This window comes from Sorangium sp. So ce128 (genome assembly GCF_051525245.1).
Taxonomy (GTDB): Bacteria; Myxococcota_A; Polyangia; order Polyangiales; family Polyangiaceae; genus Sorangium; species Sorangium cellulosum_B.
In genome coordinates this window covers 5,222,979-5,245,658 of sequence record NZ_CP150313.1, presented here as the reverse complement: position 1 = coordinate 5,245,658, position 22,680 = coordinate 5,222,979, and the positions used below count along the sequence as shown (strand labels likewise).

17 protein-coding genes and 3 tRNA genes are annotated in these 22,680 nt (G+C 70.6%); 9 read left to right on the top strand and 11 right to left on the bottom strand.

What is annotated here, in order from left to right:
• Window positions 1-36: 36 nt before the first annotated feature.
• Window positions 37-1,164, bottom strand: a complete 1,128-nt coding sequence (locus WME82_RS19945) for a carboxylate-amine ligase (RefSeq protein ID WP_438044127.1) — start codon at window positions 1,162-1,164, stop codon at window positions 37-39.
• Window positions 1,161-2,144, bottom strand: coding sequence for an ATP-grasp domain-containing protein (locus WME82_RS19940; protein WP_437873003.1), 984 nt, complete (start codon window positions 2,142-2,144; stop codon window positions 1,161-1,163). Before WME82_RS19940 ends, WME82_RS19945 begins: the two co-directional genes overlap by 4 nt.
• Window positions 2,145-2,515: 371 nt before the next feature.
• Between WME82_RS19940 and WME82_RS19935 the strand changes: the two genes are divergently transcribed.
• The 3 genes from WME82_RS19935 to WME82_RS19925 all read left to right on the top strand — a co-directional run bounded on the left by WME82_RS19935 (window position 2,516) and on the right by WME82_RS19925 (window position 2,952).
• Window positions 2,516-2,587, top strand: a tRNA-Val gene (locus tag WME82_RS19935).
• Window positions 2,588-2,632: 45 nt separating this feature from the next.
• Window positions 2,633-2,709: transfer RNA gene (locus WME82_RS19930), tRNA-Asp, on the top strand.
• A gap of 166 nt (window positions 2,710-2,875) precedes the next feature.
• Window positions 2,876-2,952: transfer RNA gene (locus tag WME82_RS19925), tRNA-Asp, on the top strand.
• A gap of 98 nt (window positions 2,953-3,050) precedes the next feature.
• Here the strand turns inward: WME82_RS19925 and WME82_RS19920 are convergent.
• The 3 genes from WME82_RS19920 to WME82_RS19910 all read right to left on the bottom strand — a co-directional run bounded on the left by WME82_RS19920 (window position 3,051) and on the right by WME82_RS19910 (window position 7,967).
• Complete coding sequence (locus WME82_RS19920) at window positions 3,051-4,577, bottom strand: hypothetical protein (RefSeq protein WP_438044126.1); 1,527 nt, start codon at window positions 4,575-4,577, stop codon at window positions 3,051-3,053.
• A gap of 129 nt (window positions 4,578-4,706) precedes the next feature.
• A complete protein-coding gene (locus WME82_RS19915) occupies window positions 4,707-6,068 on the bottom strand; it encodes a sugar transferase (RefSeq protein ID WP_438044125.1) in 1,362 nt (453 codons plus the stop codon).
• 447 nt (window positions 6,069-6,515) lie between these two features.
• A complete protein-coding gene (locus tag WME82_RS19910; RefSeq protein WP_438044124.1) occupies window positions 6,516-7,967 on the bottom strand; it encodes a hypothetical protein in 1,452 nt (483 codons plus the stop codon).
• 326 nt (window positions 7,968-8,293) lie between these two features.
• Between WME82_RS19910 and WME82_RS19905 the strand changes: the two genes are divergently transcribed.
• Window positions 8,294-9,586, top strand: coding sequence for a glycosyltransferase family 4 protein (locus WME82_RS19905; RefSeq protein ID WP_438044123.1), 1,293 nt, complete (start codon window positions 8,294-8,296; stop codon window positions 9,584-9,586).
• Window positions 9,587-9,688: 102 nt separating this feature from the next.
• Here the strand turns inward: WME82_RS19905 and WME82_RS19900 are convergent, their stop codons facing one another.
• Window positions 9,689-10,297 carry a hypothetical protein gene (locus WME82_RS19900; protein WP_437916810.1) on the bottom strand — a complete coding sequence of 203 codons (609 nt, stop codon included), beginning with the start codon at window positions 10,295-10,297 and terminating at the stop codon, window positions 9,689-9,691.
• A gap of 553 nt (window positions 10,298-10,850) precedes the next feature.
• On the opposite strand from WME82_RS19900, the gene WME82_RS19895 reads away from it, so the two are divergent.
• The gene (locus tag WME82_RS19895) at window positions 10,851-13,379 is read left to right on the top strand and encodes a hypothetical protein (RefSeq protein ID WP_438044122.1); all 2,529 of its coding nucleotides are present in this window, start codon (window positions 10,851-10,853) and stop codon (window positions 13,377-13,379) included.
• A 59-nt stretch (window positions 13,380-13,438) separates the two neighbouring features.
• Here the strand turns inward: WME82_RS19895 and WME82_RS19890 are convergent, their stop codons facing one another.
• Window positions 13,439-13,747 (bottom strand): YciI family protein, encoded by a 309-nt coding sequence (locus WME82_RS19890; protein ID WP_438044121.1) that lies wholly within the window; start codon window positions 13,745-13,747, stop codon window positions 13,439-13,441.
• Window positions 13,748-13,917: 170 nt separating this feature from the next.
• Here WME82_RS19890 and WME82_RS19885 point away from each other — a divergent pair, with 170 nt between their 5' ends.
• The gene (locus WME82_RS19885) at window positions 13,918-14,835 is read left to right on the top strand and encodes a hypothetical protein (RefSeq protein WP_437747078.1); all 918 of its coding nucleotides are present in this window, start codon (window positions 13,918-13,920) and stop codon (window positions 14,833-14,835) included.
• Between the two features lie 151 nt (window positions 14,836-14,986).
• Here the strand turns inward: WME82_RS19885 and gloA are convergent, their stop codons facing one another.
• On the bottom strand, window positions 14,987-15,382 hold the full coding sequence (gene gloA, locus WME82_RS19880; protein ID WP_437718537.1) for a lactoylglutathione lyase: 396 nt from the start codon (window positions 15,380-15,382) through the stop codon (window positions 14,987-14,989).
• 46 nt (window positions 15,383-15,428) lie between these two features.
• Window positions 15,429-15,902 carry a transcription elongation factor GreB gene (gene greB, locus WME82_RS19875; protein WP_437747077.1) on the bottom strand — a complete coding sequence of 158 codons (474 nt, stop codon included), beginning with the start codon at window positions 15,900-15,902 and terminating at the stop codon, window positions 15,429-15,431.
• A gap of 259 nt (window positions 15,903-16,161) precedes the next feature.
• On the opposite strand from greB, the gene WME82_RS19870 reads away from it, so the two are divergent.
• A complete protein-coding gene (locus WME82_RS19870) occupies window positions 16,162-18,021 on the top strand; it encodes an acyl-CoA dehydrogenase (RefSeq protein WP_437747076.1) in 1,860 nt (619 codons plus the stop codon).
• A 48-nt stretch (window positions 18,022-18,069) separates the two neighbouring features.
• Here the strand turns inward: WME82_RS19870 and WME82_RS19865 are convergent, their stop codons facing one another.
• Entirely contained in the window at window positions 18,070-18,555 is a 486-nt protein-coding gene (locus WME82_RS19865; protein WP_437872997.1) for a hypothetical protein, read from the bottom strand.
• Between the two features lie 281 nt (window positions 18,556-18,836).
• On the opposite strand from WME82_RS19865, the gene WME82_RS19860 reads away from it, so the two are divergent.
• The gene (locus WME82_RS19860) at window positions 18,837-20,378 is read left to right on the top strand and encodes a PGRS family protein (protein ID WP_438044120.1); all 1,542 of its coding nucleotides are present in this window, start codon (window positions 18,837-18,839) and stop codon (window positions 20,376-20,378) included.
• A 36-nt stretch (window positions 20,379-20,414) separates the two neighbouring features.
• On the opposite strand, the gene WME82_RS19855 is transcribed toward WME82_RS19860, so the two are convergent.
• Window positions 20,415-21,200: a hypothetical protein gene (locus tag WME82_RS19855; protein WP_437767675.1), complete on the bottom strand. Its 786-nt coding sequence runs from the start codon at window positions 21,198-21,200 to the stop codon at window positions 20,415-20,417.
• Between the two features lie 182 nt (window positions 21,201-21,382).
• On the opposite strand from WME82_RS19855, the gene WME82_RS19850 reads away from it, so the two are divergent.
• Entirely contained in the window at window positions 21,383-22,615 is a 1,233-nt protein-coding gene (locus tag WME82_RS19850) for a di-heme oxidoredictase family protein (RefSeq protein ID WP_437916806.1), read from the top strand.
• Window positions 22,616-22,680 lie beyond the last annotated feature (65 nt).

Sequence of the window (22,680 nt, the reverse complement as noted above, 5' to 3'; positions counted from 1 at the left end):
CCCACGGCGGCCTCCGCCGCCGGGCAGCTCGGGGCCTCACAGGCCGAGGCTCGACTGCTCGATCAGGTCGTCGACCACGGCGTGGAAGCTCTTCGTCCGGGCGTAGACCGTGAGCTGGCGATCCGCGCTCGTCCCTTCGTGGAGGATCCTCCGGACCCGCTCGAGCTCGCCCTGCGATCCGAAGATCTCCGCCGACTCCTGCACGAACTCGAGGAGCTCGTCGACGAGGTGGCGGACGGGGACCTGCTCCTGCTTCCCGAAGTCGATGAGCTGCCCGTCGAGGCCGTAGCGGACGGCGCGCCACTTGTTCTCCTCGATGAGCTCCTGCCGGTACTCGCGGAACCCGAGGTTGCGCCGGTAGAGGAGGTAGAGCTTGCCCATGACGGCCTGGACGAGTGCGGCCAGCGCCACGGTGTCGTCGAGGCGCGTGGTCATGTCGCAGATCCTCACCTCGACCGTGTCGAAGAACGGGTGCGGGCGGACGTCCCACCAGATCTTCTTCGCGTTGTCGATGCAGCCCGTCTTCACGAGCAGATCGACGAAGCGCTGGAAGTGGCCGTACGACTCGAAGAGCCCCGGGATCCCGGTGCGCGGGAAGCGCTTGAAGATCTCGCTGCGCGTGCTCTTCAGCCCCGAGGGGCGGCCGAGCCAGAACGGCGAGCTCGTGGAGAGCGCGAGGATGTGCGGGAGGAAGTAGCGGACCTGGTTCGCGAGGGCCATCGCCACCTCGCGGTCCTTGACGCCGACGTGGACGTGCAGCCCGAAGATGAGGTTGGCGCGGGCGACGTCCTGCAGGTCCTCCACGATGCACCGGTAGCGCTCGCCGTCGGTGATGTCCTGCTTCTTCCAGTCGCTGAACGGGTGCGTCCCGGCCGCGACGATCCGCATCCCCCCTCGCCGCGCGAGCGCGTTCAGGCTGCCGCGCAGCTCGGCGAGCTCTCCCCTCGCCTGCCGGATGTCCCGGCAGACGCCGGTGCCCGTCTCCACGACCGACTGGTGCATCTCCGGGCGGGCCCGGCCGCGCAGCAGCTCGTGGCCCTGCCCCCCCTCGAGCAGCTGGCTCACGTACGAGCGCAGCTCGCGCGTCTCCGCGTCGACGATCTGGAACTCCTCCTCGATGCCCAGCGTGAACTGGCCGTCGAGGAGCCCCTCGACGGCGGTCATGACGAGGCCCCGAGCCGAACCTTGCCCACGGAGGGCCGGACGAGCCTCGACCACGCGTAGCCGTCCCTCGTCCGCCGGTCGCCTCTCGAGCACTCCACGGCGAACGCGACCATCCAGTCGACGGCGATGTTGAAGTACCGCTCCCGCAGGTGCTCGATGTGCATGTCCGGCGCCGGGTTCGTGAAATCGATCGCGTACGGGACGCCGTCGCGGATCGCGAACTCGATCGAGTTCATGTCGTAGCCGAGCGCCTTGTTGATCTTGATCGCGTCCTCGATGACCCGGTCGTGCAGCGCCTTCGGGAGCCACCGCTCGTTCTCATGCTGCACGTAGCAGCCGCGGAGCCCCGTGGGGCCGATCGCCCTGGGGTCGTACTGGATCGGGAGGATGCGATCCTTCCCGACGCAGATGCAGCGGACGTAGTCGTCGAAGTCGATGAACTCCTGCAGGGTCATGACGTTCTGCCCCGAGGCGTTGTAGGCGGCGAGCAGCTCCTCCTGGCTCCGCACCACCGACACGTCCTTCCACCCGCCGCCGTCCGCGGGCTTGAGGATGGCCGGGAAGCGCACGTAGTCGATGATCGCCTCCCAGTTGAGCGGATACTCGAGGTTGCGGAGGCTGCGCTCCTTGACGATCGCCGGGATGTAGTCGCGCTGGGGCAGCATGACGGTGCGCGGCGTCGCGATGCCGATCTGCGACGCCAGCGAGTAGCCGAAGAACTTGTCGTCCGCGCTCCACCAGAACGGGTCGTTGATCACGAACGCCCCGCCGAGCGCGGCGGCCTTCAAGTAGAAGCGGTAGTGCTTCACCTCCTGGCTGATCCGGTCGATGAGCACCCGGTACGGGCTCTCGAACCGCTCGGGCGTCCCGCCGAGCTTCGCGATCTCCGCCCGGATGCCCGGCACCTTGTTGCACCTCTCGAGGAAGGCCTGGGGGAACGACTGTTCCCAGCCGACGAGGATGCCGATCTTCTCCGCCATACGTTGCTTGCTCCTCCACTACGCGTACACGCGGCTGGCGCCGCTGACGCACAGCGTAGCGCGGACACATGGGAAATTTACGCTGGAAGTGTGTCGATGAGTCAGGTTGTCACACGATCCAACAGCTCTGTTCGCACGTCCGCCCGGCGCGTTCGTGACAGCGCTTGCAATCGCAGCAAACGAGCGACGCGAGGCGCGGACGCGGATCGCGAGGGTGGCGGCGGGACCGGTGCGGGCGCGTGCGGCGGCGCGCGGCGAAAGCCACGGAGATCGAAGGGCAGGCGCGGGCTCGATCAGCCAGGGACGGAGGCCGCGAGAAATAAATCTTGACGGACTCCGTTCGGCGAGTACAGTCGCGCACCTCTCCGACGGGGCGGGTAGCTCAGCGGCAGAGCGTCGGCCTTACAAGCCGATGGTCGCAGGTTCGACCCCTGTCCCGCCCACTTCCTGGGTCTAGGGGCCTGGGTGATCTGTAGTGATGTCAGTCTGGGGTGGTAGTTAAGTTGGTTATAACGCCGGCCTGTCACGCCGGAGGCCGCGGGTTCGAGTCCCGTCCACCCCGCCAGCTTTCTTCCCTGTCATCTGAGTCGATGCTCGCCTGAGCCTCCCTCGGTTGGCTTGCATCGCTCGGTGCAGGCCAGGCGAGGAGGTCTGGCTCATGGCGAGCTTGCTCATGGGAAGCAAAGCCGAGCTGGCTCGGCGCTCGCCGAGCGGTCGTATCCCTGACGTCTGGGGTGGTAGTTAAGTTGGTTATAACGCCGGCCTGTCACGCCGGAGGCCGCGGGTTCGAGTCCCGTCCACCCCGCCAACGCTTCTTGAATCTCCGCCGCGCCGCCGCCCGCCGTCGCTCTTCTGACAGGCCGGGCGCTTCGGGCGCGGCGCGCGCGGCGCGCACGGCATTGCGCCTCAGTCGTCGCGCTGCGAGAGCGTGAGCAGCGCCTTGACCTTCGCGTACGAGATGTAGGGGTTGTCCTCGGCGCCCCCGAGATCGTCGGCGTCCTCGCCCGCGCCCTGGGCCCGCACCGGGATCCAGAGATAATCCGGGTGGAGCTCCTTGCCGTTGACCCCGTTCACGATCGAGGGGTTCTTGATCCACTCGCCGCCCAGGATGGTGAGGTTCTCGTCGAGCTCGAGCACGTAGTGCAGCTCCGACACGGAGAGCGGCACGGTGCGCTGCTCGGGCGGCGTGAGCAGCGTCTCGCCGGTGACCGAATCGGAGATCATCCAGAAGCGCGCGGCGACGCGGACGAAGCGCGTCGCGCCCGGGTTGAACCTGTAATTGTAGCAGTCGGCGCCCGCATACGCGCCGCCGCACAGGAGCCGCGCGGCCTGCCGGACGTCCACCTGCTCGATGACATCGATCGAGAACTGCTTGACGGGGAAGCTCCACACCTCGACGTCCCAGGTGTGGTCGACGACGAACATGAGCTTCTGTCGCTGGGTCGAGTCGCCGTGGAGCGGCTTTGCTCCGACCCCGAGCAGCCCGGTCATGGCCACGTGCATCGTGGCCGGGTTCAGGTCGCGGCAGGCGGGGTCGATGGGCCTGCCGTAGACGTCGCGCATCGTCCGATCCGCCCGCGTCTCGCAGCGACGTCCCGAGAAGGTCACCGAGTCGCTGAAGTAGAGCTCGCTCATCAGCGCCTCGATGTCCGCCATGCGGAACAGGACGCAGCCGGTCTCCGCCGCGGCGCACTCGGTCACCTTCGCGCCGGAGAGCTTCACCCGGACGTCGCGGCGCGGCCCGGCCCCCTCGGCGGCGACGTAGGCCGACCACCCGTTGCAGTGCCCCCACCAGTACTCCGGGTAGACACCCTGGTAGAGCCCGTGATGCTGTAGCTCCCAGCGCGTGGCCGGGCCGGCGACGACCACCGTCGGCTGGATATACGGAGGATTGCGCAGGTAGGGAGGCCTCCTGAGGTCGTCCATGCTCCACGAGGCGATGGCCCCGAGCGTCTCCATCTGCCCCGAGTGGAACAGGACATCGTATTTCTCGACGGGAGAGATGTTGTCCGGGTCGGAGATCCGGTCGGAGTAGTTCTTGTTGGTCGAGTTCCAGCGATCGGCGATGCCGTTCTGCCGCTGCGGCCACCAGTTCGAGGCGAACGCGGTCGACTGCGCCTCGCCTTCCCGGAGCGTCGAGTTGAGCTGGAGCAGGGAGCCCCGGAGCTCGGGGTGCAGGTGCGAGGGCAGGTTGGCGCCGTCGAGCGCCTCGCGGCCGCCGGCTCGCGGGATGAGGAGCTGGTGCGCGCCGCCGAGGATCTGGCCGATCTCGGGCGAGAAGCCGAGCACATACGGCAGCTCTCCGCCTTCCATGAAGCGGAAGGCCGAGACGTTCAGGCTGCTCGCCGCGACGGCGACGCTCTCTCCCGGCGCCGGGTCGAGCTCCGCGCAGCCCTGGACCAGAAGCACCGAGCTCACGACGCTCGCCCTCATCCACGTCTTCATCGCCGAACCCCCCGTAGACCGACGACCGCCGATCTCTCGCGCGTGCTCTGCAGAGGGCGCGCCACCGAGCCCGGCGGTAAAGAGCGCAGCCATTGCACGGAGCGGCCGCTGGACGATTCACCGTGCGCCGATGCGCCAGAGCACGACCTTCACGGTGTCGATGAGGATGGAGATATCGAACCAGAGCGAGAAGCTCTTCATATAATAGAGATCATACTGGAGCTTCTCCAGCGCGTCCTCGGCGGACGCGCCGTAACGGCAGCGCACCTGTGCGTGCCCCGTCACTCCCGGCTTCACGAAGAGCCGCTGCCGGAAGAAGGGGATTTGCTTCTCCAGGGCGTCGATGAACTCGGGGCGCTCGGGCCGCGGCCCCACCATGCTCATCTCGCCGACGAGCACATTCCAGAGCTGCGGCAGCTCGTCGAGCCGCGTCTTCCGGATGAACCGCCCGACGCGGGTCACGCGCGGATCGTTCTCGGTCGCCCACGCCGCCCCGTCCTTCTCGGCGTCGGTCCTCATCGAGCGGAACTTGTGGATCCTGAACGGCTTCCCGAGAGCGCCTGTCCGGATCTGCGAATAGAGCGCCGGCCCCCTGGAGTCGAGCTTCACGAGGGCGGCCGTGAGCGCCATCAGCGGCAGCGCGAGGACGAGCCCGGCGGTCGCGCACGCGACGTCGAAGATCCGCTTCGCGATCAGCGTCCGCCGCCGCACGCTGAACCCGTGAGAGAAGATGATCTGGCTCGGCCTCAGCTCGCGCACGCAGATCTTGCCGGTCACCCGCTCGTAGAAATCCATGCCCTCCTCGATCTCGACGCCGCGGAGCTTCAGATCGAGCAACTCTTCCAGCGGGAAGGCGGCGCGGCGATCGGACGTCGCCACGATCACCGCCGCGACGCCGCGCTGCTCGACGAGGCGGCGGAGGTCGCGGTACCTCCCCGCGATCTCGGCCTCGTCGATCGGCTCCTCGTCTCTGACGAGCCGGCCGGCGAGGCGCAGCCCGAGGACCTGTCCATCCTTCCGGATGAGGGCCGCGCACGAGCGGGCGAGCTCGCCTGAGCCCAGCACGACCGCGCGCTTGGAGAAGCTCTCGCTCCTCATCACCCGATCACACGCCGCGCGCCACGCGGGGAGCACGAGCGCCGCCGCCCCGAGCGACGTCAGGAGCACCCGGTCGCTGATCTGCGCGTCCGGCACGAGCCAGAACGCGAGCCACAGCACAGCCGCCGCCAGGCCGAGCGCCCGGAACGTCGTCAGGACCAGCGCCCGTGCCCTGGGAGGCTCGGGCCCGTACAGGCCGTGATAGTAGAGCGACGTCAGCGCCACCAACGAGATGCTCGCTGTCCGTCCGAAGCGCTCCCCATCGAGCGTATGCTCCCAGCCCACGATCACGCCCGGCGCGCAGCACACCAGGAGCGAGAGCAGGCTGGCCTCGACAAACCACACCATGGCCCGGCGCGGCGACCGGAACAGCTCCAGCATCTTCCCTCCACTCGTCGGCCCCGGGCGGTCGCACATCACGGCGCGTCGCCTCTGACGGGGCACCTACGGTTGTAGTTGAACCTACACTAGAGCAGACCGGGGCAGACTGCCAGATGCCTCCGACGAATCTCATTTCATGACGGCGGACTGAGCCGCCGTGCGCGAGGTCGGGCGCGGCGAAATTGGCGCTTTCGCGGCCGGGTCGCGCCGATGACGTGCGGGCTGTCGTGGGGAGTCGCGGCGCGAGAACGCCGTCGACGGATTGCCTACGTCGAGTCCTTAGCGTCCCGTGGACCGAGGCTGAGCCTCCGCGCGCCACGCGCCACGCGCCACGCCAGGCGTGCGCCGCCCGGTGCACGGTTGTCTCGCCGGCTCTCCTGCGGCTGAGCCGTCGCGCGGGTGGGCGCGCCGCTCCCTGCGGGGGGAGCGATTGGCGTGTCGAGGGGCTTATCGCGCGTCGCGCGTGGCGCGCGGGCCGGCTTGCGCGGCGCGCGCGGGTGGGGCCTCGCCGGAGGTGTCGCCGCCGTCGTCGGGCTCGCGGCCTGGCTCGGGCGCCTGCCAGCGGCCGGAGGGCATCCCCTGGATCATCGCGCCGCGGCGCTCGTCGTCCCATGCGCCGTCGGGATCGCGGCGGAGCGTCCGGTGTCGATCCGTCGATAGCGTCCCCGAGATGCCGGCGCTGACGATGCTCCTCAGCGAGCCGCCGGCCTCGCCTGCGTTCGGGGCTGGATCGAGCGCGGCGCGCGTGTACTCCAGATCGACGCCGCCGCTCAGCGCGAGCCCGCGCCAGAGGGGATAGGAGATCTCCGCGCCCGCGAGCGCGGTGGTGGTGGACAGCGACCCTTCCCTGGAGGGCGCCGCCGCGCCGGGGGTGAGATGGAGCGGGGGATTGGCGGCGACGTGGGCGCTGCCGGTCGAGAAGCGGGCGACCCCGGTCACGATGAGGTCGCGGGTCGCGCCGCCCCGGGCGGGCCGAAAGCTCGCTTCGAGGGACGCCTCGTGCTCGTGTCCGAATCCGATCCTCGGCCCGAGCGACGTGTAGGCATAGGCATAACCCGCCGTCAGCCGATAGCGCTCCTCCACGTAGGTGAGCCCGATCCGCGCCGCCGGCGAGAGCACCGCGTCGCGCGACGACAGCACGGGCGGCGGGCTCGCGACGGTCACGCCGCCGGCGACGCGCGTCGAGAGGTTCCGCGTGAGCTCGTGAGACTCGGAGAGGAGCGCGGCGCCGGCGTGGACGCGGGCCGCGCCGCGCGTGAGATCGGTGTCGAGCAGCGCGTGATGGTACTGGGTGACCTCGTACCGGAGCTCGGGTGTCAGCGTGTCCAGCGCGCCGAGATCGAACGAGGTGCTCACCTCGGCGCGCCCCGTGTGCGCGTCGATCCCGACCGCGGCAGGGTCGTCGGCCGAGAGCGCGCCCGCCTGCTCGTAGCCGACGCCGACGCGCACCGAGGAGCGCCGCGACGCCGTGATGGAGAGGGCCGGCGCGGCGGAGAGGGTGTATTGCAGGCGATCGCCGGACAGGAAGGGATCGCGCGCGGCGAGCGCGTCGTCGGCGCGCACGCCGAGGCGGGTCGCGAGGTAGCCGGCCGCGGCCATGGAGAGATCCGCGAGCGGCGAGAGCGCCCAGCCCGCTCCCCCGCCGAGCCGCGCCGAGGCGCTGTCGGAGGGCGTGAGTCGAGCCGGGTCGAGCGAGACCTGAAATACCCGCTCGTAGCTTCCATCGACGCTCAGTCCATAACGAGACACCTCGCCCCGGAGAGACCCCTCGAGCGAGCCCACGACGCCAGCCATCAGCGCTCCCGAGCCCACGTCCCCGACGTTCGACGCCACGCTCTGCTCCAGCGCCGCCCGCGCCGTCACGTCGGAGTCCCACATCGGCAAGACGAACGAGAACACGCGCCCCCTCGCTGTCGAGCGGCAAGCCCCGCGGCACGGAGCGACCCGAATCGGCCGCCCTCCCCTCCCCGGCAGCACGCCCGGCGCCCGGAGCGTCCCACGTTCGATGATGTTTGCAACATTACAAATCTGGCCTCGGCGTGCGCGTGCTACGGCGTGCCGGGCGAGGGGCTGCGCAGCGCCGCCGGGGACACTCCGGAGAGCGGGCCAGGCCGTGCAAGGCGTGCGCTCGCGGTGTGGACGTGCGCCGACAGGGCAGGACGTACCCCGGAGTCCATCGCTGCCCCGCTGAGGGCGGACCCATCGAATGTAACAAATATTACATCATGAAGTCGGGTGTGAACGTGGGCATGAAGGAGGCGGGCTGGCCGAGGCCGCTGCGCGTCCTCTGGGTGACGCGCATCTTTCCGAACCGGGTTGAGCCGCTGTCGTGCGCGTTCCAGCGGCAGCAGCTCGCGGCGCTGTCGCGCCTGTGCGCGGTGGAGGTGCTCGCGGCGATCCCGTACCACCCGGGCGTATCGCTCCTGGGCGATCGCACACGCCCGGGCCGGCTGGTGGCGGTGCCCGCGCGCGACGAGATCGACGGCGTTCCCGTGGTCCACGCGCGCGCGCCGTACCTCCCCGGGGCGGGTCGGGTGCTGGCGCCCGTGAACGCGCCGCTCTACCTGGCGGGGCTCCTGCCGTACGTCCCGCGGCTGCGGGGGCGGTTCGACGTCGTGCTGGGGGCGTGGCTCTACCCCGACGCCTGCGCTGCGGCGCTGCTCGCCCGGATGCTCGGCCTCCCTTATGCGGTGAAGGCCCACGGCACGGACGTGAACGTCGTGGCGCGCTGGCGATCGGTGCGGCCGCTCGTCGGCAGCGCGCTCCGGTCCGCCGCATGCGCCATCGGCGTGAGCCGGCCGATGGTCGAGGCGCTCGTGGCCCTCGGCGCGCCGAAGGAGCGCGCGGTCCTGGTCCGCAACGGGGTCGACCGCGCGCTCTTCCGCCCTGCCGACCGGCGCGCTGCCCGGCGCGAGCTCGGGCTCCCGGCGCGCGGGCGCATCGTCACCTTCGTCGGGCACGTCAGCCGGGAGAAAGGGATCCACGAGCTGCTGCACGCGTTCGAGGCGCTCGGCAGGGACGGCCACGACGGAAGCGAGCCTGTCCATCTCGTGATCGTCGGCGACGGTCCGGAGCGGGCTGCGGTCGAGCAGGCCGCCGCGCGGCGCGATCGCGAGCCCGCCGATCTGGGCGAGGGGCGCGGGCGGATCATCGCGGTCGGGGCAAGGCCGCTCTCCGCGGTTGCCCGCCACCTCGCCGCGACGGATCTTCTGGCGCTTCCGAGCTGGGCGGAAGGAACGCCGAACGTGGTGCTCGAGGCGCTCGCGGCTGCGCGGCCTGTGGTGGCCACGCGCGTCGGGGGCATCCCGGATGTGGTGACGCCGGGGCGCACCGGGCTTCTCGTCCCGTCGCGCGATGCCGGGGCGCTCGGCCGGGCGCTCCGCGAGGCGCTCGCGCGAACCTGGGACGAGGACGCGTTCGCCGAGGCGGCGCCCCCGTCGTGGGAGGAGAGCGCCGAGGCGCTGCAGCGGCTGCTCGCGCGGGCGGCGTTCGGGGACGACGGGCGGGCCGCCGCCTAGTTCCATGTCAGAAATCCCGCCGGGGATTGCTGACATGGAACTGGCGCGGCCGCGAAGCGGACGCAGGGGTTCGGGGCGAAGCCCCGAGGAACCAGCGGCGGATCACCAGTAGATCGACCAGGTGCACCGCGGCGCCCCGCGGTGCCTGCACGCCGTATGCTCGACCGAGCTGCGCTTGCTGCCCAGGAGCGCGAGGCCCGCCTCGACCCAGCCCAAGATGGCATGGCCGCACATGTAGAGCGGCAGGCCGCCGCCCGAGAGCGTGGCCCTCCCCGCGGCGTCGCTGGTGGCCGTCACGCTGAAGTCGCCGTACTTGAAGTAGGTCTTGTACATGAGGCCGAAGCGCTTGAAGAGCACCGACGGCGAGCCCACCACCGCCATCGTCTTGTAGGTCGTCGTCAGGTCCTTCCGGGCGATCTCCGCGCCGAAGAAGCGCATCTTCTCCATCCTGCCGCCGAAGAGCCCGTGCAGGAGCGCGCAGTCGATCTCGAGGAGCGGCGCCATGTCGTGCCAGGCCAGAGGCATCGGCGGATCGTCGAGGTAGCGGGCCGCCTGCGGCGAGAGCTGACGGCTCAGATCCGCCACGGCCCGATCGCCATAGCTCTGCCGCAGGGCCTCGGCGCGGGAGCCGATCAGGGTGCCCTTCACGAGATTCCCCTCGCGCAGGACCCGAGGATCGCCAAGGAACTGGGAGGAGTCTGGCGTCGGCATGCTGCAGAGCGCTCCTATCTTCGCCGAGTATAGCGACAGATCCGCGCGGAGGTGCGGCGGATTCGCGTCATGTGTCCTCGAGCCTCGAGGCGCGTGTCCTCCGACGTTCTGACGTTCCGAGGTGTCCGAGTCTTCCGGGGCCGCGGAGGGGCGCGGAGGCGAGGGCTCACTCCGCTCGGCATTTCGATTGCGCTCGCTATTTCTACGTCGCCGCCGTCCTGCCCCGCGAAGCGCGAGCGCCAGCTCGGCCGCGATGGCGTCGCCTTACCAGGTGAATGGTACGCAGTATTACCACCTGCGCGACGTGCATGGCGCCGTCCTCCGACGGTCGAGCACAGGGATGATGCGCGCGTCTCCGCCCGAGGGTTGATGAGGTCGCCACGCGCGAGCCGCTCGGCGGCGCCGTCGATGTTGGCCATGTGACACGGACGCACACTGCTCATTCCTCGTGACGCGCGACGCGCACGCAAATACTCGGCACGACGCGTGCTGTTCAGCGTGGGTCAACGCTGGCCGGCGCGGCTGTTCGCGCCCAGCGATACCGAGAACCAGCATGCGACCGATTCACCACATCCTCACCGCCGCGGTGCTCTCCCTGGGCCTTGTCGGGGCGCCGGGGCGCGCCGCCGCGCAGCCTGTCACCGGTCACCCGCGACTCTGGCTCACGAACGAACACCTCCCAAGGCTGCGCGGGTGGGCCGCGGACAGCCGAAACCGCATGTACAGGGAAGCCCTGTTGCCCGCGCTCCGGGGTGCGATCGCAGCTTACGAAGGCCGGTTCTACCCGAATGGGCGGCCGAACCCGACGTGGCCGGACGGCGGCACCAACGCCTACGAGCAGTATCCGACCGAGGCGTATGCCGAGTTTTTCGCATTCATGTCGCTCATCGATGCCGACGTCGCGGCCCGCCCCACCCACGCCGTCAGGGCGCGCAATCTCTTGATGGTCGCCATCGAGGAGGCGAGCAAGGGGAGAGCCGACGGCCAGCCCTTCCGCCGCCCGGGGTTCGCGACCGGCGATCGTTCGCGCTGGTGGGGTGAAGGGTTCCCGCTGACGGTCGATTGGATCTATAACGCGACCGACAGCGGCGGCCGCCCGGTGCTCTCCGCCGGCGACAAGGCCAAGATACGGCAGGTCTTTCTCAGGTGGATTGACGACAACCTCCACGCCTCGACGGCGGGCAACGAGCACCCCCACCCCGTCGGCGTCATGAACGATCCGGCGCTGCTCCGCGATCCGCTCCAGCTCAGGTGGGCTGCGAACAACTACTATCTCGGCCATCTGCGCCAGGTCACGCTGATGTCGCTCTCGATGGACGACGCGGACGACCCTCCGCTCGATCCGAGCGCGCCGGCGGGGACGCTCGGCAACACGCTGCGCAGCTATCGCGCGGACGCGACGGGCGCGTGGCTCTACCAGGCCTTTGCCATCTTCGAGGCCTCCGAGACCGCGGCCAAGCAGCTCGGGGTCCCGTCCGACGGGCTCGGCGTGGCCAGCGGCGGCCTGCCCGTGGAGGGCTTTCTCTACGGCGGCGGCGTCGCGACCCTCCACCACGCGCTGCTCGGGCTCTACACGGCCGGCTACGGCACCCAGGCCCAGTCAGGACCTCAGATCGGGCTGCTGCGCAGCGGATACTGGGACCGCTTCACGGACGGGTTCCTGCACTCGATCGCGCCGGGCCCGGTCACGTACCCGTCGAGGCGCGACCTCGGGCCGGTCTACGAGATGGCGAACTACGGCGACACGCTGCAGGTCTGGGTCGAGCCGCGCTTCGCGGAGCTGTTCGGCTCGCTTGGCGTCTACGACCAGCTCACGGGCAACACCGCGCGCTTGCAGAGATCGCGCTGGATCGTGGCCAACACGATCGCGGGCGGCGCGCCCGAGCTCTACGCGCGCACGTCCAAGATCTGGGGCTCACCCGCCCCGAGCCGGGCGATCCTGAGCTTCATGCTCTTCGACCCGGCCGCGCCGCTCCCGGCGGATCCTCGCCCGGTGATGCCCACAGCCTTCTTCGAGCGGGCGCAGGGACGCGGCTCCCTCCGCGCGCGCTCGGACTGGACGGCGGGCGCGACGTGGTTCACCTGGCGGTGCGGCTGGGTCACCATCAACCACCAGATCGGCGATTGCAATCAGATCGAGCTCTACCGGAAGGGAGAGTGGTTGACGAAGGAGCACACGAGTTACTCGAACAACCTGATCGGGGCCACGACCGACTACCACAACACCCTCTCCCTGCAGAACGACAAGCCGTCGAATATCCGCTGGTACGAGAAGGAGATCGTCGCGCGAGGCGGCCAGTGGCGCGAGGGGCGCGCTGCCGGCGATCCGATCACGCGCATGACCCGCGGCGCCGGCTACGTGTTCGCCGAGGGGATAGCGACGGATCTGTACAACACCCGCGAGAACGTCTGGGTGCCCACGGACGCCGCCCGCGACATGGTCCATGCGAGCCGGTCGGTCGTCTGGCTGCAGCCGGATCACGTGGTCGTCTACGACCGCGCGACGTCCCGCACCGCCGGTCGGTTCAAGCGGTTCAACCTGATGACCACCTCGGCGCCGCGGATCGCCGGCCGGACGGCCAGCGCCGTGACCCCGCGGGGGCAGACGCTGTTCATCCAGAGCCTCTTGCCGCGGAGCGCCCGCATGGCGGCCGTGCCGATCGAGAACGTCGACAAGCCGGCGGCGATGGAGCCGACGACCCACCGCCTCGTCGTGGAGGATCAGGCCGCTCCGACGGACGTCCGCTTCCTGCACGTACTGCAAGGCGCGGACGCGGGCGCGGCGATGGATGCGGCGACGCGGATCGACAGCGCGCAGGGCTCCGGCTTCGACGGCGCGCTCGTGGCGGGCACGGTCGTCCTCTTCCGCTCGGATCTGCGCTCGGAACCGCGACCGAGCTCGGGGTCGCTGTCCTATCAGGTGCCTCGCGCGACGCGCAGGCACGTGATCACCGGTCTCGTGCCGAAGGGCGGATACGACGTGGCCGTCGTCTCCCGGGAGCCGGAGCTCGCGATGCGCATCACGCCGGGCGGGCGCTACACGACGGACGACTCGGGCGTGCTCTCGTTCGACACGCCGTAGCGGGCGGCGCGGTCGGCGGCGCGGACGGCGCCGGTGCGATGAACGGCGCGGCGCTCCCGTCAGGGCTTCGAGGCGAACACCCTGTCGAGCTCCTCCTTTCCGAACACCGGCGCCCAGGGCAGGAGCTCGTACTGCGCCAGCCCCTTCGCCGTGAAGGGATCGCCGTCCCGGATCCGATCCAGCGTCGCCGCGGCCGCCTCGTCGGGCACCCGGAGCAGGAGCGCCCCGCCGTAGCGGGGATCGAGCGGCCCTGACACGAGCACCAGTCCCTGCTCGATGAGCCCCTTCAGGTAGGCGCGGTGGGCGTCGACGGCCGGGAGCACCTCGTCGAGCGGTCGCCTGTAACGAATGATCGCAATCGCGTACATGATGTCGTGAGTCCTCGCGCCGCAATCTACCAGAGCACAGCGCGCCCGGCCGGAGAGTCTGTTCGCGCCAGGGCGCCCTCCGGCCGAGCCTCCGCCGGCAATCGCGCGGTCCCCCTTTCCCTTCGCGCTTCTGTCTGGCAGTGTGCGCGCCCTCCGCTGGAGACACCTGTATGGCGAGACCCCCGAAAGCAGCACCTGCTCCCGTTCTCCCGTCCTCGCCGGCCGCCGCGCTCGCTGCGTACGGCCGCGTTGAGCCGAAGCTCCTCGAGCTCGGCCCCGACGATCTCGTGACCGTCTACGTCGAGGTCCCCAGGGCCGTGAGCTCCGTGCTCTCCGCCCTGCCCCACCTGCGCGAGCTCCGCGACGAGATCGTCCGGGATCTCCCGAACCATCCGATCGCGATGCTGGACGAGCTCGAGGACTTCGCCCTCGCGGCCTGGTACGCCGATCTTCTCTACAGCACGCCCGCGAGCGAGCTCGACGCGAAGAAGCTCACCGAAGAGGCCGGCACGCTGCGCGAGGCGCTCCTCGTCGCCGCCGAGGCGCTCGGTCACAGGAACCTCCTCGACAAGCAGCGCGTCGCCGACATCCGCAAGGGCAAGGGGCACGCGGATCTCGCGAGCGATCTCATCGCCCTGGCCGAGCTCTTCCGCGGCTCCTGGGACAAGGTCCGCGCGAAGACGGCGGTCGAGGACGAGGAGCTCGAGCGCGCCGCGGATCTCGGCGTGCGCCTCCTCGCCGCGCTCGCCGCGAAGCCCGGCAAGGGCTCGTCCGCGGCGCCGAAGATCACCGACGCCGGCGATCGCCGCGCCCGCGCGATCTCGCTGGTCGCGAAGGCGTACGAGGAGTGCCGCCGCGCCGTCGCGTACCTGCGCTGGCACGAGGGCGGCGACGGCGACCTCGCCCCGTCGCTGCTGCAGAAGCCGCGCGGCCGGCGCCCGAACGCCGAGAAGGCCGCGGCGGCCGCGAGCAGCGCCTCGTCCGAGGCGCCGGCCAAGGCGCCCGACGAGGAGGCGTCCGCGGCAGAGGGCGGCGAGCTTTCGTCCCCCGAGCCGGCGAACGACGCCGCGCCGGTCGTGGGCGCCTGATCAGCCGCGCCTCGCGGGCTTGAAGCGAGCGCGTAGGCGAGCGCGTAGCAGAGACGAGGCGCGGGCAGCGCGGAGGCTCCTCTGGGCCTCCGGCCGCTCCGCGCCCTCACCTGCCTCGACGCGCCTCGCCGGCCTCGAGTCCCGGCTCCGGCTACCGGCTCCGGCTCGACTCCTCGATGAGCTCGACCTTGTAGCCGTCCGGATCCTCGACGAACGCGATCACGGTCTTGCCGTGCTTCATCGGGCCCGGCTCGCGCGTGATCTTCCCGCCCGCCGCCCGGATGCGGTCGCAGGCCCCGCGGATGTCGTCGACCCCGAGCGCGATGTGCCCGTACGCCGTGCCGAGCTCGTATTTGTCCACGCCCCAGTTGTGCGTGAGCTCGAGCTCGGCGTGCTCGGGGTTCTTCCCGTAGCCGAGGAAGCAGAGCGTGAACTTGCCCTCCGGGTAGTCCTGCCGCGACAGGAGCTGCATCCCGAGCACGTCCCTGTAGAAGCCGATCGAGCGCTCGAGATCGCCGACCCGGAGCATCGTGTGCAAGATCCTCATGCCGATTCCCGTCTCCTTTTCTCTGGCCCTGGCGCCTGCGCGGCGCTCAGCCGTAACGCACCGAGATGAGCTCCATCTCCGCCTCGCCCGCCGGGCGGCGCACCGTGATCACATCCCCCGCCCGCTTGCCGAGGAGCGACCGGCCGACCGGAGAGCGCCAGCTGATGCGTCCTGCCGCGCTGTCGATCTCGTCCTCGCCCACGATCTGGTACGTGTGGCGCGCGCCGTCCTCGCCCTCGATCTCGACCGTCGCGCCGAAGAAGACCTTGTCGCCGCGCTGCTCGGACGGATCGACCACGACGGCCTTCTCCAGCCGCTTGGTCAGGTAGTGCATCCGCCGGTCGATCTCGCGCAGCTTCTTCTTGCCGTAGATGTACTCGGCGTTCTCGGAGCGGTCGCCCTGCGCCGCCGCGTCGGCGACCTCCTGGACGACGCGAGGCCGCTCCACGGAGCGGAGCCGCGCGAGCTCTTCGGACAGCCTCCTGGCCCCGCTGGGCGTGATGTAAGCCGGGTCGGACATGGTCGATCGCGAGCGAGCCTACGCCGCGCCGCTCGCCAGTTCAACGCCGTGGATCCCGGCGCGGGAGCCCCGCCGAGGACCCGCCTCGGATGCCCCGATCTCCACGGATCTCCACGAGATTCTTCACATGTTGCGGACGGCTGTTGACGCGCCGCGGCGACATGCTAGGCGAATGCAGAACTGTGCCGCAGCTGCGCGGAAGACCGGGAAGGGAACCGGCTGCCAGCGCCTCCCTGCCGCGGCAACGAGGAGGTCTCCCATGTCGAACGCTCAAACCCACCAGAACCGCTACAAGGCCGACCTCCGCGAGATCCGCTTCCTCCTCTTCGAGCAATTCCGCCTGGACGAGCTGCTCGGCAGCGCGCCCTACGACGCGTGGGGGCGCGACGAGGTCGGGATGGTCGTCGACGAGGCGTACAAGTTCGCGTGCGATGTCTTCGGCCCGCTCAACGCGGTCGGCGATCGGGTCGGCTGTCGCATCGAGGAGGGGCAGGTCAAGACCCCGCCGGGGTTCAAGGACGCGTGGGACAAGCTGTATGAGGCCGGGTGGAAGTCGGTCTCGGTCTCGCCCACCTACGACGGTCAGGGCGGTCCCTTCACGCTCTACACGGTGGTGGAGGAGTTCCTCTGCGGCGCGAACGCGGCGCTCAACATGTACCCCGGGCTGACGTACGGCGCGGCCGAGGTGATCGAGCACTTCGGGACGCCGAGGCAGCGCGACCTCTTCTTGAAGCGGATGTACGGCGGGCAGTGGAGCGGGACGATGTGCCTGACCGAGCCCCAGGCCGGGTCGGACGTCGGCTCGTCGCGGACGAGCGCGGTGAAGCAGAAGGACGGCAAGTACCTCATCCGCGGCACGAAGATCTTCATCTCCGGCGGCGATCAGGACCTCACCGAGAACGTGGTGCACCTCGTGCTCGCCCGCGTCGAGGGCGCGCCCCCCGGCACGAAGGGGCTCAGCCTCTTCGTCGTACCCAAGGTCCGGGTGAACGACGACGGCTCGCTCGGCGCGCCGAACGACGTCGTCGTCGGCAACATCGAGCACAAGATGGGCATCAACGGGTCGTCGACGTGCGTGCTCAACTTCGGCGAGAGCGACGCGTGCCTCGGGGAGCTCGTCGGCACCGTCGAGCACCAGGGCATGCCGCAGATGTTCCGGATGATGAACGGCGCGCGCATCTCCGTGGGCCTGCAGGGCGTGTCGGTCGCGTCCTCGGCGTACCTGAACGCGCTCGAGTACGCGAAGGATCGCAAGCAGGGCTCGTCGATCCTCCAGTGGAAGGACGCGACGGCGCCGCGCGTGCCGGTCATCGATCACCCGGACGTGCGGCGGATGCTGCTCGACATGAAGAGCCGCGTGGAGGGCATCCGCGCGCTCATCATCAAGCTCGCGCGCCACCAGGACGCGGTCGCCGTCTACCAGGGCAAGGACGACCGCGCGGCCGCCTACAACCAGGGCCAGGTCGACCTGCTCGTGCCGCTCGTGAAGGCCTACTCGTCCGACCAGGCGTTCCGCGTCTGCGAGACGGCGATCCAGACCTTCGGCGGCGCCGGGTACACGAAGGATTACCCGGTCGAGCAGTACTGCCGCGACGCGAAGGTCTTCTCGATCTACGAGGGCACGAACCACATCCAGGCGATGGACCTCGTCGGGCGGAAGCTCGGCCAGGGCGGCGGGGTCAACCTGCAGGCCTTCCTGAACGACGTGGCCGAGTTCGTGAAGGCCAACGAGAAGCACCCCGTCCTCGCCGCGAGCATCAAGGAGCTCCGCGAGGCGCACGAGGCCGTCGCCGGCACCGCGATGCGGCTGCTCTCGTGGTTCCAGATGGGCAAGATGCCGATGGTGCCGCTCGCGGCGAACCGCTTCCTCGAGATGATGAGCGAGCTCGCGATCGGCTGGCTCCTGCTCGACGGCGCGGTCATCGCGCTCAAGGCGATGGAGGGCCTCCCGGCCGGCGACGCCGGCGCGAAGGACCGCGCCTTCTACGAGGGCAAGAAGCACGCTGCCCTCTACTTCGCGGCCAACGTGCTGCCGCACGCGAAGTTCTCGGCCGAGATCCTCGGGCGCGAGGACTCGTCCGCGCTCGACATCCCGGCCGACGCGTTCGCGACCGTCTGACCTCCCTCCCCGCGCCGGCCCCGCCTCCGGGCGGGGCGCGGCGCGGGCTCACGCGGGGACCGTGAGCCGCTCCGCCAGGTCCCGGACGGGCACGGGCATCGTCGGGTCGCGCGAGACGGCCATGATCTCGGCGCGGAGCGCGCGGACCTCCGTCAACCGGAGCCACGAGAGCGCGAGCCGCGTCATGCTCGGCAAGCCTCTCGCGAGCACCGCGCGGACGACGTCGGCCGCGGGGAACGAGAAGGCCACCTCCTCGGGGGGCAGGCCCGCGGCCTTCGCCGCCGCCTCGATGCTCGCGTCGAAGTCGTCCCGCTTCGTTTCCAGCACCTCGAAGAAGGCCCGCCCGCGCTCCGGCGCGATGGCCTGAGCCGCCCCGCCGCCTTCGGGCGCGAAGACCCAGGCGCCCGAGCCGTCCAGTCCCACCCGGGCGCCGGACTCCAGCGTGACGAGCGGCAGGAAGCGACCGCCTTCGATCGGCTCGCCGCCGCCGGCCTCGATCAGCTCGCGCACGAGATCCCCCAGCTTCGCGCTCATGGGCCGATGTTCGCACGGAATACCCGGCGATGGGCAACTGGGGGCAACTGGGGGCAACTGAGCCGACACGCCGCGCGCCTGCCGGCGCGCGGCGGCCGCGCGCTCACGCACGCCGCGGCCCTCGTCTCCTCCCCGCCCGGGTGACCCCTCCCCCACCCGGGCGACGCCGGCGCCCGCCAACGAGCGCGCGCGTGACGGGGCAGGCGTGGCGATCGCGCCGGGCGGCACGCGCAGGTCGCTTTGCTTGGAAAACGCGCAGGGCTGACCGGAATAGGAATAGTATGAGGATTCGATTCAAGGTTGATGCACGGGTAGTGGGGTTCATTCCGGTCGCGATGGCGTTGAGCGGCTGCTTCGAGCAGCCGGATGATATCATCGGGATAGGGAACCTCGAAGACGAGCTGTCCGACGAGGCCTGCACTCCGAGCAAGCACGAGACGGTCCCCTCGAAGTGCGGGGTGTGGGTCTCGAGCACCCTGGGGGACGACGCCAACGCGGGGATCCAGAGGGCGCCCCTGAAGACGATCTCGGAGGCGCTCCAGCTCTCCCCGGACAACGGAAGGCGCATCTATCTCTGCGCCCAGACGTTCGATGAGGCGGTGATCGTGCCGGGGGGACACAGGCTCTTCGGCGGGCTCGACTGCGACGACCGCTGGCGCTGGATAGGCGACAAGAAGAAGACCACGCTCACCGCTCCCGAAGGCGAGACGCCGCTCTCGTTCGACAACGGCGAAGGCGCGGCGGTGATCGAGGATCTCCACGTGATCGCGCGCTCGATCCCGGTGACCCACACCGAGCTGGCAGGCCGATCGGCTATCGCCGCGAACAGCTCCGGGGTCCCTGTCCATTTCACGCGGTGCATCCTCGAGGCGGGCGACGGGGCGCCGGGGGCGAGCGGCGGGGCGTTCGTGGACGGCGCTGCCGAGAAAGGGATGACCGGCAACTTCGGCAACGCCGCGTGCTCGGCCACGACGGTCACCGGCGGGCTCCCCGTGAACAACACCTGCGGTACGCCCGACGATCGATCCGACGACTCGCGCGGCGGCACGGGAGGGACGGGCGGCCTGGAGTCCGGGGGGGATGGAAGCAGCGGGGTTCCGAGCGACGTGATGAACGGCGGCAAGGGCGAGACCAGCGCCCAGCGCTGCACCGCGGGGCGGGAGGGCGCGGACGGGGTGGACGGGAGTCCGGGCGCCGGTGCGACGGGCTTCGGCGATCTGTTCCTGGATGGGTATACCGGCCCGCTCGCCGGCGACGGGACGCCGGGCAGGCGGGGCCAGGGCGGCGGAGGAGGCGGCGGCGCGAAGGGCGGCACCGGCGCGCAGATGTGCCCTTTCGAGGCCTCTGCGGCCGGCGCTGGCGGAGGCGCCGGGGGCGCGGGCGGGTGCGGGGGGCTCGGCGGCCGCGGCGGAGGCGCCGGCGGGGTGAGCATCGCCCTCTTCGTGGGGAGCGCGTCCATCGACTTGAACGACGTGGTCCTGAAGACCGGCCGCGGCGGCAATGGCGGCGCTGGGGGCGAGGGCCAGCCGGGCGGCGAGGGCGGCGACCACGGGGCAGCTGGGACCCGAGGCGAGGCCACGGGGCTGAACGCCGCCTGCCCTGGCGGTCGCGGTGGCCGGGGTGGCCAGGGCGGCCCGGGCGGCGGCGGGCTCGGCGGCCACTCGATCGTCATCGCGTACGCGGGCATCGAGCCTTCGCTCATGAACACGACCATCGAGCTGGGTGAGGCCGGGATCGGAGGGCGCGGGGCCAGCCGAACCTATGATGGAGCCGACGGCGTGGCGGCGGAGATCTACGATATCGAGCAGCGTTTCCGGCAGTAGCGCGGCGTGAGGTCCGCGCCGCGACAGCGCCCGGCTCTACGCCGGCGCCGCCGGCGCGGGCCAACTCCGATCCTCCTGCATGCAGCGGAGCTGCGTCACGCGCCGTCCCTCGGCGGTGGTCACCACGATCTCCCGGACGGGCGTGTCGCGCCGCGCACGTCGGCTCAGCTTCTCGACCACCAGGAAGCCCTCCCGCGCGCCCGCGAGGTGGAGGAACTCGTCGAACAGCGCGATGTGCGCGTGCGCGCCCTCGTCGGCCGTCGCGATGCGCCGCTGGGTGGTGACGCCGATCGCAAGCGCGCCGCCCCGGGCCCGCACGACCATCGCAGGATCGAGCCCACGCTGGCTCTCGTCAGGCACCGTCCAGATGTCCGCGACCCCCGCCTCGGTGAGGCGTCGCTTCATGTAGTAGAAGGAAGACTCGAGCGTGTTGTTCCGGTACGGGATCGCCTTCGACTCGATCGGATCGACGTGATTCCGCCAGAACGCGATCAGCGCGCGCGCCCAGCGCCCGCCGTCGAGGCGGCGATCCTGGAACGGCCAGTCCTCCGCCATCGCCTGCGCGCACACGCCGCGCAGCGCCTGCTCGTCGATCCCGCGCGTCGCCAGGCAGGGCGCGCAGTGCATGTAGGCCGTTCCCCTATCGAGGAGCGCGCCGCACATCGAGCAGATGTCGTTGCCGTAGCCGGGGCCCATGTACCGGAGCCAGCCGGCGCTGAGCTCCTCGTGAGCCGCGCGGCGCTCCTCGTTCCGCTCGATCTCCCGCAGTCCGTCCCGGAGGGCCTTCGAGGCCGCGCGCCGCTCGTCATCTCGCTGCTTCATCCGCTGTCCTCCAGCGTGAGCCCGTCCGCGCCGGCTCGGGCAGTGTAACGCCCGAGCCTCCGCCACGCTTCGCAAGGCGGTGGGATCCGCCCATGCGCGATCCCGCACACCAGCCCGGCGAGCGCGCCGCCGTGGGTTATTGACGCTGACTTTCATTTACGGCTACGGTTCCGGTCGACGACATGTCACGATTTGCCCTGTTTCTTGCCCTCCCGCTGGTCTTCAGTGTGGGTTGCGGCTCGGAGTCCGCTCCCGACGATCCTCTGGCTGGCATCACGCTGATCGGCGATGACCTCACCGACATCCCGCTGCACGACGCTTCTGCGGAGCAGGTAGCTCGGTTCAAGGACGGCGACGCGCTCTTCGATTTCGTCTTTCGCGAGCGCGATGGCCTCGGGCCGCTCTACATCCGCGCGGCGTGCGCCGGCTGTCACGACGGCGCCGCGCGCGGCCCGGGCGCGGTTCAGAAGATGGCGCTCGTCGAGGACGACGGCGTGACGCCGGCGGCGGATCAGGGGGGGCTCCCCTACGGACACACGTTGCGGCCCTACGCCGTCGGGGGGGCGACGACGCTCTCGCAGCCCGAGACCGGGGCGACGATCAAGGTCTCGAAGCGCCTCGGCCCGCCGGTGTTCGGGCGCGGCTACATGGAGGCGGTCGACGACGCCGAGATCGAGCGGGTCGCGGCCGAGCAGGCCGCGCGCGGCGACGCCATCCGCGGGCGCATCAACCGCGTGGTGTTCCACTCGAAGAAGAGCGGGGACGAGTCGTTCAACGCCTTCGTCGAGGGCGACGAGAACCTCATCGGCCGCTTCGGGTTCAAGGCGCGGGTCGCCACGCTCGACGACTTCACGGCCGACGCCTACCAGGGCGACATGGGCATCACCTCGCCGCTCCGGCCGGACGAGCTGCCGAACCCCGACGGGCTCACGGACGACGCCAAGCCGGGCGAGGACGTGGTCCTCGACACGGTGAACGCTGTCGCCGACTACATGCGCTTGCTCGAGATCCCGAGGCGCGCGCCCGCCGACGCGCGCGGCCAGGCGCTGTTCGCCGAGGCCGACTGCGCCGCCTGCCATGTCCCCTCGCTGAGGACGCGCGCCGACTACCCGATCGCGCAGCTCGCGGACATCGACGCTCCCGTCTACACGGATTTCCTCCTGCACGACCTCGGCCCTGATCTCGCCGACGGGCTGGCCGACGAGTCGGCCAGCTCCGTCGCCTGGCGGACGGCGCCGCTCATCGGCGTGCGCCACAGCACCTCGTACCTCCACGACGGCCGCGCCAGGACCATCGAGCAGGCCATCTTGCTCCACGACGGCCCCGGCTCGGAGGCCGCCGCTTCGGTCGCCGCGTTCCGCGCGCTCTCCTACGAGGATCGCGGGGCCCTGATCGACTTCGTGCGCTCGCTCTGATCGACGTCCACCGAGACGCACACGCACCAATCCACATCGCGCGCTCGCCCCACGCGAGCGGTGAC